This is a genomic window from Spongiibacter taiwanensis (assembly GCF_023702635.1).
Classification (GTDB): domain Bacteria; phylum Pseudomonadota; class Gammaproteobacteria; order Pseudomonadales; family Spongiibacteraceae; genus Spongiibacter; species Spongiibacter taiwanensis.
Genome location: NZ_CP098455.1, coordinates 659,444 through 672,487, shown reverse-complemented (window position 1 = coordinate 672,487; position 13,044 = coordinate 659,444). Strand labels below are relative to the sequence as shown.

The 13,044-nt window shown below is 55.9% G+C and carries 12 protein-coding genes; 8 read left to right on the top strand and 4 right to left on the bottom strand.

The genetic code is table 11. From position 1 onward, the window contains the following. Positions 1-13: 13 nt before the first annotated feature. The 6 genes from flhF (at position 14) to NCG89_RS03235 (ending at position 5,504) form a co-directional block, all read left to right on the top strand. Positions 14-1,387, top strand: a complete 1,374-nt coding sequence (gene flhF, locus NCG89_RS03260) for a flagellar biosynthesis GTPase FlhF (RefSeq protein ID WP_251088341.1) — start codon at positions 14-16, stop codon at positions 1,385-1,387. Between the two features lie 115 nt (positions 1,388-1,502). Then, on the top strand, positions 1,503-2,330 hold the full coding sequence (locus NCG89_RS03255; protein WP_285236389.1) for a MinD/ParA family protein: 828 nt from the start codon (positions 1,503-1,505) through the stop codon (positions 2,328-2,330). Beyond that, the gene (locus NCG89_RS03250; RefSeq protein ID WP_251088339.1) at positions 2,327-3,055 is read left to right on the top strand and encodes an RNA polymerase sigma factor FliA; all 729 of its coding nucleotides are present in this window, start codon (positions 2,327-2,329) and stop codon (positions 3,053-3,055) included. The genes NCG89_RS03255 and NCG89_RS03250 overlap by 4 nt, the downstream gene beginning before the upstream one ends. 72 nt (positions 3,056-3,127) lie before the next feature. After that, entirely contained in the window at positions 3,128-3,610 is a 483-nt protein-coding gene (locus NCG89_RS03245; RefSeq protein ID WP_251088338.1) for a DUF2802 domain-containing protein, read from the top strand. 233 nt (positions 3,611-3,843) lie between these two features. Next, positions 3,844-4,953, top strand: coding sequence for a hypothetical protein (locus tag NCG89_RS03240; RefSeq protein WP_251088337.1), 1,110 nt, complete (start codon positions 3,844-3,846; stop codon positions 4,951-4,953). 182 nt (positions 4,954-5,135) lie between these two features. Then, on the top strand, positions 5,136-5,504 hold the full coding sequence (locus NCG89_RS03235) for a hypothetical protein (RefSeq protein WP_251088336.1): 369 nt from the start codon (positions 5,136-5,138) through the stop codon (positions 5,502-5,504). Between the two features lie 202 nt (positions 5,505-5,706). On the opposite strand, the gene NCG89_RS03230 is transcribed toward NCG89_RS03235, so the two are convergent. From NCG89_RS03230 to NCG89_RS03215, 4 genes are read right to left on the bottom strand one after another with little or no spacing between them, the layout of a single operon-like run. Continuing rightward, positions 5,707-8,808 (bottom strand): efflux RND transporter permease subunit, encoded by a 3,102-nt coding sequence (locus NCG89_RS03230; protein ID WP_251088335.1) that lies wholly within the window; start codon positions 8,806-8,808, stop codon positions 5,707-5,709. An 11-nt stretch (positions 8,809-8,819) separates the two neighbouring features. Beyond that, positions 8,820-9,812, bottom strand: a complete 993-nt coding sequence (locus tag NCG89_RS03225) for an efflux RND transporter periplasmic adaptor subunit (RefSeq protein WP_251088334.1) — start codon at positions 9,810-9,812, stop codon at positions 8,820-8,822. Next, a complete protein-coding gene (locus NCG89_RS03220) occupies positions 9,805-11,064 on the bottom strand; it encodes a TolC family protein (RefSeq protein ID WP_251088333.1) in 1,260 nt (419 codons plus the stop codon). Before NCG89_RS03220 ends, NCG89_RS03225 begins: the two co-directional genes overlap by 8 nt. Positions 11,065-11,113: 49 nt before the next feature. Continuing rightward, complete coding sequence (locus tag NCG89_RS03215; protein WP_251088332.1) at positions 11,114-11,617, bottom strand: hypothetical protein; 504 nt, start codon at positions 11,615-11,617, stop codon at positions 11,114-11,116. Positions 11,618-11,869: 252 nt separating this feature from the next. Between NCG89_RS03215 and NCG89_RS03210 the strand changes: the two genes are divergently transcribed. Both NCG89_RS03210 and NCG89_RS03205 read left to right on the top strand, forming a co-directional pair. Beyond that, positions 11,870-12,055 carry a hypothetical protein gene (locus tag NCG89_RS03210; RefSeq protein ID WP_251088331.1) on the top strand — a complete coding sequence of 62 codons (186 nt, stop codon included), beginning with the start codon at positions 11,870-11,872 and terminating at the stop codon, positions 12,053-12,055. Beyond that, positions 12,048-13,037 (top strand): sigma-54 interaction domain-containing protein, encoded by a 990-nt coding sequence (locus NCG89_RS03205; protein ID WP_251088330.1) that lies wholly within the window; start codon positions 12,048-12,050, stop codon positions 13,035-13,037. The genes NCG89_RS03210 and NCG89_RS03205 overlap by 8 nt, the downstream gene beginning before the upstream one ends. Positions 13,038-13,044 lie beyond the last annotated feature (7 nt).

Here is a 13,044-nt window from a genome sequence, read left to right as displayed (position 1 = left end):
TTGAGGTAAGGCCATGAAGATTAAAAAATATCGCGCTGCGGACACCCGCCAGGCCATGAAACTGGTGAAAGCCGCCCACGGTCCCGATGCCGTTGTGCTCGACTGCTACAGCGTCGATGACGGTGTTGAGCTGGTGGTGAGCTGGGAAGATACCAGCCATGCTCCCAATACCGAACTCAGCGCGGTTGATCTGTTGCGTGCCCGTGAGCAGGCTGCTGCCGAAACCCAACAGCCGGTTCAGCAGGCTGCGCAGAACACCAATCAGGCCCAGCCGACACCGGCCGCTGCCCAACCCCGAATGGTCTGGTCTCAGGATGACGAACTGCTGACCATGAAGCGGGAACTGGCTGAAATGAAAACCATGCTGATGGGTCAACTCAAGGGCCACAGCTGGAAAGAGGCCGATTACAGCGCGCCGGAACACACCGATCTGCATACCTTTATGGCGGCCCTCGATCTGGACCCGGAGCTGGGTAGTCAGCTTGCCGAGCAGATTCCCGCCGACGAAGCGCCAAGCATTCGTCGTGAAATTCTGAAAATGGTGCTGGCCCGTTCGCTGCCGGTGATTGCACCGCCAAGTGTTGGCGCCATTGCCTTGGTCGGCCCACAGGGCTCCGGTAAAACCACCAGCATTGCCAAGCTGGCGGCGCAACACGTGTTGCAGCACGGCAAAGACAGTGTCGCCATTTTGAGTACCGATACTGCGCGGGTGGGTGCCCAGGAGCAATTGCGCGCCTACGGCAGCATCCTGCAGGTGCCGGTTCACTGCGCGGATACAGTGGAAGAGGCCGGCAAAATTTATCGGTTGTTGCGTAAGAAATCGCTGTTGCTGGTGGATACCGGCGGCGTGTCTTTCCGCGATAAGGCGGGCATCGATGGCCTGGCCAAATTATTGGCGGCCTTGCCCGAGGTTAACGTCATGCTGAACTTGCCGGCGGATAGCCAGGCCCATGTGCAGCGCGAAATTTTAGACGCTTATCGGGTGCTGGCACCGCAGGCGGTACTGGTCAGCCGTATCGACGAAGCCACCCGTCTGGGCGGCGTGATTTCCAACCTGATTCAATGCCAGTTACCCATGACCTGGGTTTCCAACGGTCCCAATGTGCCCCGCAATCTGTCGGTGGCTGATGCGGGCAAGCTGGTCAAAATGGCGGTCAAGATGGCCAGTTTCTATGAGCGCGCTAGCAAGCCTACAGCGCAAGCTGCCCCACGTCAGGCAGAAGCTGCCGGCGCAGCATCCGCGCCCGGTCAGGCAACACAACAGCATGCTCAGCAGCAGGCCGGGCAAATTCCGGGTCAGCAAATTCCGGGGCAGCAGCCGGGCCAGGCATCAATGCCGCCGCGCCAGCAGGTAACTGGCGGACAGGCGATCAGTGTGCACGGTTGATCTGCAGTATCGGTTTTCCTTGGATAAATAAGGTGTTTATGGAAAAGCATCAGTCGTTACAAAAGGGACTCCTCGCGGGGAGTAGCAACAGAATTCGGTGGGGGAGCGCCAAAGCATGAGTGCGGTAAAAGTCGTAGCAGTGACCAGCGGAAAGGGCGGTGTTGGTAAAACCAATGTGTCGGTCAATCTCGCCTGCCAAATGGCCAGGGCGGGTCACAAAGTACTGTTATTGGACGCGGACCTGGGGTTGGCCAATGTCGATATCATGCTCGGCCTGCGCCCCAAGTGGAACTTGTCCCATGTGCTCGCCGGCGACTGCAATATCGATGACATTCTGCTCACCGGTCCCAACGGTATTCACATTATTCCCGCCGCCTCAGGCATCAAGAAAATGGCCGAGTTGGGCCCCGAACAGCACGGTGTCATCGTGCGTTCCCTAAGCGCCCTCAGTGAAAAATATGATGTATTGATCGTCGACACTGCCGCTGGTATTGCCGACAGTGTGGTGACCTTTAGCAAAGCCAGCCAGCATGTGCTGGTGGTGGTGACCGACGAATTGACCTCCATGGCCGACGCCTACGCCCTGATCAAGGTATTGAACCGGGATGCAGGCATTCGCCGTTTCAAAATTTTGCGCAATATGGTCGACAGCCAGCAGCAGGCCCGGGAGGGCTTCAACCGGCTGGATGAAGTCGCACGCCGCTTTCTGGATGTCAATCTGGAGTACTGCGGCTATGTGCCCCGTGATCCCTTCCTGATCAAGGCCGATGCCCGTCAGCAAGCGGTGAGCGAACTCTACCCCGGCGCGGAATCGTCATTGGCCTTCCGGCGTCTCGCCGACACGGTGGAGCGCTGGGAGACGCCCCTTGGCCCCAGCGGCAACATTGAATTCTTCATGGAGCGGATGCTGGAAGAACAGGCGAGTGCGGGAGCCGCCTCGTGAGTGTTCACAACGCCTATCTGGACGTTCAGCGCGGCAGCCGGGATGAGCTGGTGTTGCGCCACGCCACCCTGGTCAAGCGCATTGCCTATCACATGATCAGCCGACTGCCGAGTAGCGTTGATGTTGAGGACTTAATCCAAGCGGGCATGATCGGCCTGCTGGAGGCGGGCAGCCACTACCAGGGTGATAAAGGCGCAAGTTTTGAAACCTATGCCGGTATCCGTATTCGGGGTGCCATGATCGACCAGCTGCGTCAGAGCGGGTGGGCGCCCCGCTCAGTATCCAAGCAATTGCGTGAACTCAGTGAGGCGGTTGCCCGAGTGGAAGCGCGCCTGGGTCGGGAAGCCGGTGCCAACGACATTGCCAGAGAAATGGGCCTGTCGCTGGACGATTACCACGAATTACTCAAAGACACGAGTTCGGTGCGGCTGTTTAGCATCGACCAGATTCGAGAGGAGGGCGGCGATGCCGACAACCTCGCCGGAGATGAGCGCTACGCCCCCCTTGAGAATGTACTCGAAGCGGGGTTTCAGGCTGACCTGGTCAGCCAGATAGACGGTCTGCCCGAGCGCGAAAAACTGGTGCTGTCCCTGTACTACGATCAGGGGCTGAACTTGAAGGAAATTGGCGAAGTGCTGGAGGTGAGTGAATCCCGGGTTTGCCAGATTCACAGCCAGGCCATTGTTCGCCTGAAGAGCCGCATGCGGGAATGGACCGCCGAGTGACACCGTTTTAACGACAGTAATTTATGGGGTTAGGCGGTCAGCTAGCCGCTACCCAATGAGAGGGCTAAAGCCATGAACGAATTGATCCGCGATATTCTCGATGCCACCGCCCCGGCGCTCAATGCCCTGGTGGCCACGCCAGTCACCCATTTGGTAGGTGGCCTGATGACAGTGATCGGCCTCGGGATTTTGATGCAGTTTTTGCGCCTGCGCCGCCGAGCCAGCGAGCAGCAAGTCGAAGAATCGCGACTGGCGAAAGAAGCCGAGTTTGCCGCCCAACATCAGGCGGAGGTCGAGCTGCTGGAGCAACGCCTCAAGTCACAGGACAGCGCGCTGTTGTTGATGGGTGAGCGAGTGCAAGCGCTGGAAGAGTATCTGGAAATGCTCGGTAGCAAGCAGCAACGCCTGGAAGCCGACAAGAAAAGCCCCCACTTTTATCAGCACCTGCGCCTGCTCGCCCACAAGGGCATGAGCGCGGTGGAGCTGGCGCAACGCTTTGGCATTTCTGCCTCGGAAGCGTCTCTGATTGCGGCGATGAATCGCAAGGCGGGTTAGACCGCTCTGCAAGGTTTCTGTGGACTTGCCTGGCATCAAAGCAAGTCCTATCGATGAGGGTTTCGGTCATTTCGGCCAAACCCACTATCGCGTCTTTACCCGCCTGATTTAGGTCTCCCCAATCGCGAATAATTTGCGGAGCAGTTTGTATTGCATGCACGGCGTCTTTGCTAGAATTCCGCCGCAGTCTGGCTGGCCAAATTCTGGCCCGATGTTTAGAAAGGAATCTACCAATGAATGCTCGTATCTCCGCACTTGTGGTTATGGTGCTGCTAATGCTTGCCGGGTGTGCCGGTCAGCCTGCGGCGCTGACTCAGAGTCAAATCGACGAAATCCAAACAATTCAAATCGTCAATTTTGTCCCCCAGCGCGAAATTAACGCCAAATTGTCCACCACTCAGATGTATCCCGTATACATGGGGCCAGGTGGATTTGTAGCCGGTGCGCTGTTTGGTGCGGCGGTCGGTGCTGCCAACGCGCTTGGAGATCACATGGGCGCAAAAGGTGCCGAGGAAAAGGCGCAATTTTACCGGGATGAACTCCTGCATTTTGATTTTCCCAAAGCACTCAGCGGCCATCTTGAATTAAGTGCGCAGCAAATTCCCTGGGCTCAGTCTCGGGGTGTTTCTGATTGGGTTGGGGTTGATGAATTGGATGTTGCCAGTTTGCAGCCCCAGAACCCTCGCGACACCTTGCTTGTTGTTCAATCGATGTATTCCATTGCCAGCGACCAGACCATTGTTGCAATTGATGCCATTGCCACACTGTTTCAGATTGAGACAAAAAGTGATTCACCCAAGGTGCTGCTGAGTAACCACTACCATGTTCAGTCGCCCGTCCATCGCGTGCCAGACGGAGATGAGGGCCTGGAGCTTGTTAATGCTGAGCAAGGGGCTGAGCTGATTGCCGAAATAAAGGATAAATACCAGCAGAAAGCCGATGCCGTGGAGTACAACGAGTCGCGTCTTCAATATTTGAAGAAGAAACGGGATGGCGAAATTCGCGATGTGGAGAAGCGCATCGTTTCGTCTCAGTATCTCGTCGATATTAGCAAACAGCCTTGGAGTTCGGCGACGTTGGCCAGCGCTTTGGACGCGGGCGCCCAACAACTTGCTCGCCTTATCAGCATTGATCTTTCGGCTCAAGCCAGTGCTAGCGCTGAGCAAAGCGCGCTTGAAGATATTCCGGCTACTACTGTGGGCAGCACGATGAGTAGTCACACCAAGCTGAAAGGCCGCAACCTGGGCGATTCTCAGGGTTACACGGCCTATCGGATGGAGGCTGGTCACTTCTACGCTGCGCCTCAGGGGCAGCGCCTTCGTCTTTACGGCCCTGAGCGTTGAGGAGAGTCATTGCAGGCCCGCTCTTCGCAATTTGGTGGGCCTTTATTACCGGGTGCGTATCAACGGTCAATGAAGTCCAGCCCGATTACCGCACCTTTGGCGGAAGGGGACCGCGTTCGCCGAATGGTTTCTCTGCTCAGAATACGATTTGTCTGGCCTATACCGACGAAAGAGCGAGTGAAGTGTCGGCCTACACGTCGGTAAGCAGAGAGAGCGCCAAACAGTGGCTTGAAAATGCGCTTCAACAGACCTTTGGTCTGCCTGTTATTTTGGACACGTTGCCAGCCTCGCCGACCAGCACGGAAGTGATTTTGCGTAGGGCCTATTTTCGTGGAATGGGTACGCCAACCATTGCCGCAAATGTTGTATTAAGTCTGCGGCTTGGCGAGTCTGAGTATACCTACCGAGGACAATACACCAAGACAAACTGGTTCAGCGCGGATAGCGAATACGAAGCCAGCCTTGACAAGGCTTTACAGCAAGCACTGACCAAAATAGCGGCAAATCAACAGGCGCGAAGTGTTTATCTCGCTGCGAGGTGCCAACTCTGATCGCCTGCCAGTGTCGGCCGGGTGGGTGTCTGGAGATTCTCAAAGTAGTTGTGAATAGTAGTGAGCTTGGCAGGAGCAAATTGGCGATTCAACCGGAGCTGTAAGCGATTATTGCCAAGGCCGAGACAGCAGGCTTCTGATCCTGTTTTCCTGGAACTCGGTATGACTGGCAGCCGTTTTGCTGCCAGTCAATTCTGATAGGCTAGTCGGTTTGATTTCGCCGGTGTACCCAGCGATAAAGCACCGGCAATACAAATAAGGTCAACAAGGTCGACGAGATAATGCCGCCGATCACCACCGTGGCCAGCGGGCGTTGAACCTCAGCTCCGGTACCCGTATTCAAGGCCATTGGCACAAACCCCAGGCTGGCAACCAAAGCTGTCATCAATACCGGGCGTAGCCGAATTAGCGCTCCTTCAATGATAGCCTCACGCAAATCGCCCGTCTCGTGCCAAAGGTCACGAATAAAGGCCAGCATCACCAAGCCATTCAAGACCGCAACCCCCGAGAGCGCAATAAAGCCAACGCCTGCCGAAATTGATAGGGGAAGATCGCGTAGCCACAAGGCCAATACGCCGCCGGTCAGGGCCAGGGGCACACCGGTAAAGATGATCAGTGAATCCTTTAAAGAACCGAAGGCCATTACCAATAGCCCGATAATAATGGCCAGTGTGACGGGCACCACGAGCGCCAGCCGCTGGCTGGCGGATTGCAGTTGCTCAAAGGTGCCTCCGTAATCCAACCAGTAGCCACTGGGCAAATCCACCTTTTCGACAATCTGACGTTCAACCTCATCCACAAAACTGCCCAGATCCCGGTTTCGCACGTTGGCGGTAACGACCACGCGACGCTTGCCGTTTTCCCGGCTGATTTGCGCCGGCGCCGGTTTAAGCTGTAGCGCGGCGACTTCCGCCAGCGGAACATAGTTGCCATTGGGTAGGGGAACCGGCAAAAATCCAAGGCTGTCGATGTCGCGCCGTATCGCTTCGGGTAACCGTAAGGCAAGGGTAAAGCGGCGATCCCCTTCGTAAATCAGCCCAACCTCTTCACCGCCGATGCCCGCCGCAATCAGGGATTGCAGGTCATCAACTGTCAAACCGTAGCGGGCCAGTGCAATGCGGTTGGGAATAATCGACAACATGGGCAAACCGCTGACCTGCTCCACACGCGCGTCAGCGGCGCCATCGACTTCCTGAACCACCGCCAAAATGTCGTCGGCGGTTTTTTCCAGCTGATCCAGATCATCACCGAATACTTTGATGCCCAGATCCGCCCGTACACCGGAAATTAACTCGTTAAACCGCATTTGAATGGGTTGGGTAAACTCGTAGTTGTTGCCCGGTAAGGCTTCGAGTGCTTCTTCCATTGCATTTACCAGCTCTGCCTTGGAACGGCCTGGATCAGGCCATTGACCTCGAGGTTTCAGCATCACAAAGTTGTCAGCGACATTGGGTGGCATGGGATCGGTGGCCACTTCTGGTGTGCCGATTTTAGCGAATACCTTATCGACTTCCGGAAAGCCTTTCAGGCGCTCTTCGAGTATCTCCTGCAATTTGATGGATTGCTCAAGCCCAGTGCCGGGTATCCGCATGGCATGTAGGGCGATGTCGCCCTCGTCGAGCTGGGGTATAAACTCCGAGCCCAGTGTGGTTGCCAGCCACAGGCAAAACGCCACCAACAGCGCTGCGCTTGTGACAACCATGCCAGGCAGGGCGAGCGCCTTTTCCAGCAGCGGGCGATACAGATTTTTGCCAGAGCGGATGATCCGGCTTTCCTGCTCCTGGATCGGGCCCTTCATAAACACCGCAACCGCTGCAGGAACCAGCATGAGCGAGATGATCATGGCTGCCAGCAAGGCCATCACAACGGTGGCAGCCATTGGGTGGAACATTTTTCCTTCCACCCCGCTGAGGGTAAAGATTGGGATGTAAACAACGGTGATGATGGCCACGCCAAACAGGCTGGGGCGGATCACCTCCCGCGTCGCGTCATACACCACCTCAAGACGCTCGCGTAATGCCAGCGTTTGACCAGTATGACTCAATCGCCGAATGCAGTTTTCAACGATGATCACCGCACCGTCAACAATCAGTCCAAAGTCCAGCGCCCCCAAACTCATCAGGTTGGCAGAAACGCCGGTGCGTACCATCCCGGTAATGGTTGCCATCATGGAAAGCGGTATGACCGCAGCGGTAATCAAGGCTGCACGAATATTGCCGAGCAGCAGAAACAGCACCACGATGACCAGCAACGCGCCTTCCAGCAGGTTTTTCTGCACGGTGACGATGGTTTTATCCACCAGTGTTGTGCGGTCGTAAACGGTTTCTACCTTGATACCGTCCGGTAAAGAGGCTTTGACACTTTCCAGCTTGGCCGCAAGATCTCGGGCCACCGTGCGCGAGTTTGCACCGGTCAACATCATGGCAGTGCCCAACACCGTTTCTTTACCATCGCGGGTGGCTGCGCCGGTACGCAGCTCCTTGCCAATAGCAACCTCAGCCACGTCTTTGACCATGACGGGGGCTGAGCCGTGGAGACCGACAACCACGTGTTCTATGTCGATAATGGTCTGAAGCTGCCCCGGCGAGCGCACCAGTATCTGCTCACCATTGCGCTCGATATAGCCAGCACCACGATTATTGTTGTTGGCCTGTAAAGCACCAGCGATATCCTGCAAGGTGATGCCGTGCTCCAGCAACTTCATCGGATTCGGTGTTACGTGGTATTGCTTGTCGAAACCACCAATGGTGTTGATCTCCACCACGCCGCGAACCTGAGCCATCTGCGGTTTAATAATCCAGTCCTGAATTTCCCGTAGTGCGGTTGCATCCCACGGTTCGCCACTGGGCTGAAGGCTGTCTTCGTCTGCCTGTACGGTGTAACTGAATATTTCGCCCAGGCCAGTAGCAATTGGCCCCATCCGGGGTTCAAGGCCCGAGGGTAAGGCGCTTTTGATGGCGGCCAGTCGCTCGTCAATCAGATTGCGGGCGTGGTAGATATCCGTGCCTTCCTCAAACACCACGGTAACCTGCGACAGGCCGTAGCGGGACAGCGAGCGGGTGTAATCCAGTTGCGGTAACCCATAGAGCGCTGTTTCAACCGGAAAGGTGATCCGCTGCTCGGCCTCGAGGGGGGAGTAACCCGGCGCTTCGGTATTGATTTGTACCTGCACATTGGTAATGTCCGGTACGGCGTCAATGGGAAGCTGCTGATAACTCCAGATGCCCATCCCGGTCAGAACTAGTATGAGACTCAGCATCAGAAAGCGCCTCTCGATGGAGAGCCGCACAATTGAATCAATCATGTTTCTCTCCTTCAGTGTTCGTGAGCTGCGCCGGATTTTTCGATATCGGCCTTGATCAGATAGCTGTTCTCGACGACGTAGTGCGCACCCGCGTCCAGCCCCGACAACACCTCTGTATGGCGGCCATCGCTGCGACCGGTTTTTACAACCTGTGCGTGGTATTCATCGCCTTGCTGAACAAAAACCACCGTGTTGCCGTCAAGCTGCTGCAGCGCCCGGCTTTCCACAACCAGCGGAGCGCTAATGATTTCCGCATCGATTTCACCGCTTACTAGGTCGCCGGGTGCCATATCCCCATCAGGATTATCGAGCGCTACGCGGGCCAGGATGTAAGGTTCGCCCTGGTCTGCGGGGGCGAGGGATTCTATGCTGCTGTCGTGACGGTGACCGTTGTGTACAACGTGCACCGGTAGCCCCGGCTTTACTTCAAAACGCTGGGCGGAAAATACCTGCAAGGTGGCCCACAGTTGCTGGGTATCCACCACGGTAAACAAGGGGGCATTACCACTGATCTCACCGACACTGGTCTGGCGAGACTGGATGACACCCGCAATAGGCACGCGGATCGCGTAATCTTTTAAGCTGTCGTTGGATTCAATGATGGCCAGTACCTCACCCTTGCCAACTTGCTGGCCAACACGAGCGCTGACGGATTTCACCAGACCAGCAAAGCGGGCCCGGACTTCAATGCGTTGATCCGGTGGCAATTCAAGGCGACCGTAAACCCTGAGATGACGTTCTATGGTGCCGGGGGCTGCGATGCCAGTGCGAATACCATTGCGGCTAGCCATGACTTCGGAAATGGTGGTCGATGGCGTTCCCTCATCGTGTTCATGCTCAGCATCTTCGTGATTTACGGACTTCGAATGGTCTGCAGCGCCATGATTGTCATGCCCCCCACCAGCAAGGGTTTGTTGTGCGGGCAAGGAGAGAAAGGTTCCGAGCAAAAAGTATTTTAAAGTCGTCGTGATTTTCATGGTGTGTTTTCCGAATTTATCAGTCATGGCGGCTCTCCCCGTTAAGCGGAGTCGCTGTAAGCTGTTCGATCAAGGCCTGATGGTAGAGGGCATTGGTTGCCTCGCTGATCAGCCGCCGCTGTGCGTCCAGCAGTTCCTTCTGAACCGCTAACCAGTCGCTATAGCGATAGCGCCCTTGTTCATAGGCGCGGCGAGTATGGGCTTGTGCCGATTCTAGTGCTGGGATGACGTCGGTCTGGAGGGAGCTGGTTGCCAATTGACTCTGCTGGTAGGTCTTCCAGGCCCGATAAAGGCCTCTGCGCAGTGCGAGACGTGCCTCCTGCTGGCGGTAGGCTTGGCTTTCCAGCTGCGCTCGTGCCGCCTTTTCTTCGCCGCGATTGCGCCTGCCTGAGAATAGAGGAATGTCCATGCTGGCGATCAAACTCGAGTCGCCGCTGAACTGATCGCGCCGCACGCCTAGACGCCAACCAACATTGGCGCTGGATTGACTGCGTACCAGTGCCAGTTCGGCCTCAGCTATTCTCTGTTCGGACGCCAGTATCGCTATGCCGGGGGACGACACGACGCGACGCCATAGATTGGGAAAGTCTCCCGGCACCGGGTGAGCAAAGAGGTTCCCGCTGACCTCTTCAAACTGAGCTTCGCTTGCGTCCCACAACGTTGCCAGCGCGAACTTTTCGGCATCGTATTTGGCCTGCAGCGTCGCAAGATTCAGTTCTACCTGAGCCTGCTGCGCTTTCGCCCTGAGTCGGTCGGCATCCGGCGCCGCGCCTTTGCGGGCAAAACGTGAGGCAACAGCCAAGGTTTCGTTAGCAAGTTGCAAAGCCTGATCTTCGACTTCAATTTGCTGTTGCAAACTGAGAACGGTAACAAAGCCTTGGGTTACCGCAGCGATCAAATCCAGAGCGGCGACCTCTCGCTCTAGAACAATTTTCGCGTAGCGAGTGTCGGCCACTGCGGTACGGGCTGAGCGTTTACCACCAAGCTCGATAACCGAACCTATAGAGAGTGCGTATTCCGCCTTGTCGGCTCCGGAGAACTCGCCACTACCTGCGAGATTTTCCGTGCCAATACCCAGTGTGTAACCGGGACTCATATTGGTGGATTCTCGTTGCGCTTTAGCGGCTTTCTGCCGTAAAGGAAAAACCTGTAGCTGAGGGTTTTCGTCAAGCGCGCGAGTGATCGCTTCCTGCAGTGTCAGCTGTGCCTGGGCCGCAGGCGCAGCCAAGCACAGCACCAGTGCAAGCCACCGCCCGCACGGGAAATACAAGATATTCATGGATTAATCCTGTTGTGTTAACGCAAAAAAGTTTTGGTTGAAACAGGATTTAGTGGATTGGCGGTCTGAACGGCGTGGTTTGATGAGCTTCCGTTAGCCAGGCGAAATAGTTCATGGCTTTCGTGCCTCGGCCAGTCTGCTCAACGAGGGCATTAGAGGGGGGTAAGAAGGTCGTTTGATGAAAATGACAATGACAGCAGTGAACGCAGCTCTCTGCATCATCGCTATGCTGTTCTTTATCACTCACATCTGCGGAGTGCCCATCATGGCGTAATTCTTCGCTAGCTGCAGTGTCGCCACTAATGCCGTGTTCATCCAGCATTGCCCACACGGATTGCGATGCAATCAGCGCGACAAGCATATAGATGATGCGGATGTGGCTTTTCATGTCGATAAGCGTGGTTAGAGAAAATGCATGATTGGAAAGAGTATACGTTACAGGCGATTGAATAAAGTTCCTGGATTGACGAAGGTGATGGCTTGATGCCGGGGCTGCTGTCCAAGTTTCAAAAAACTGATCTTTGTCGAAATTCACGAGCCATGACAATCGCATACAGTCACTCTGTCCCCATCGTATTGGCATTCGCAACTGAGCATATGGGATTTATGCGCAATTTCACTGGGATTCTCTAGTCGATGGGGCGTCTCATCTCAAAATAGCACTTGGCAACGCCAAAACCCCAGCGCCAAAAATCCGTCAAAATCCTGAGGGATATATATAAGTATTTGAAAAATAACAATTAAAAACACTGGCACGGTGATTGCAGATCCTAGCCAAAAGCGACTGTTATTAGGCGTTAGGACTATGAAAGCAATCATTGCGAAAATCAGACCCTCCGCGTCCCGCACGGCGCCCCAGCGGCTTGTCAGTGCCGACCTTGGCCTGTGCGAGCAGGAGCTGCGCCAGGCCAGTGACATGATGCTGCGCTACCTGGATTCACTGGCCAAGCAACCCAGCCCGCTGGTAAGCGAGGGTTGTGGTCATGCCTGAGTTGATCGCTGCCGATATCGCTTCCAAAACGGTGAAAGGACTGGCCAAGCGGGTCGCCCAGACCGATGCCTCGGTGTTGCTCTGCGGTGCCAGTGGCGCGGGCAAGGAGATTTACGCCCGTTTCATTCACAGCCAGTCCCGCCGGGCCGACGGCCCTTTTGTGGCGGTGAACTGCGCAGCCATTCCCGAAAACATGCTCGAGGCCATGCTGTTTGGTTACGAGAAAGGGGCCTTCACCGGGGCTATTTCCAGCCATGCCGGTAAATTCGAGCAGGCGCAGGGGGGAACCTTGCTGCTGGATGAAATCTCGGAGATGGATCTGGGGTTGCAAGCCAAGTTACTGCGGGTGTTGCAGGAGCGGGAGGTGGAGCGCCTGGGTAGTCGCAAAACGATTACGTTGGATGTGCGCCTGATCGCCACCACCAACCGGGATCTGAAGGCGGCGGTCAACGCTGGCCGCTTCCGGGAAGACCTGTTTTATCGACTGAATGTGTTTCCCCTTTATGTGCCCCGTCTTAACGAGCGCCGGGACGACATTCTCCCCCTGGCTGAGCACTTTTTGGCCCGCCAACCCGGTGTGCGTCACCCCCAGAGCGTGCTTACCGATGCGGCTCGCCGCAAGCTCTGTGATTACACCTGGCCCGGCAACGTGAGGGAACTCGACAATGTGATTCAGCGGGCGCTGATTTTGCGCCAGGACGATTACATCGATGAGGTCGATATTCAGTTTGAGACCGGGCTGAATTTGATGAGCAGTGCCGCACCTTATGTTGCCGATAGCGATATGGCAGCCAGTGACCACCCTGACGACCCGGAAATGGATGCGCCGCTGAGCGGTATTATCCGCGACCAGGAACGCTTGGTGATTAACGACGCCCTGCGCCGCGGCAAGTCCAAAAAAGAAGCTGCTGAGATTCTTGGCATCAGCCCACGTACCCTTCGTTACAAACTGGCTCGCCTGCGCGAGCACAGCGCCAGCTAGGTAGATA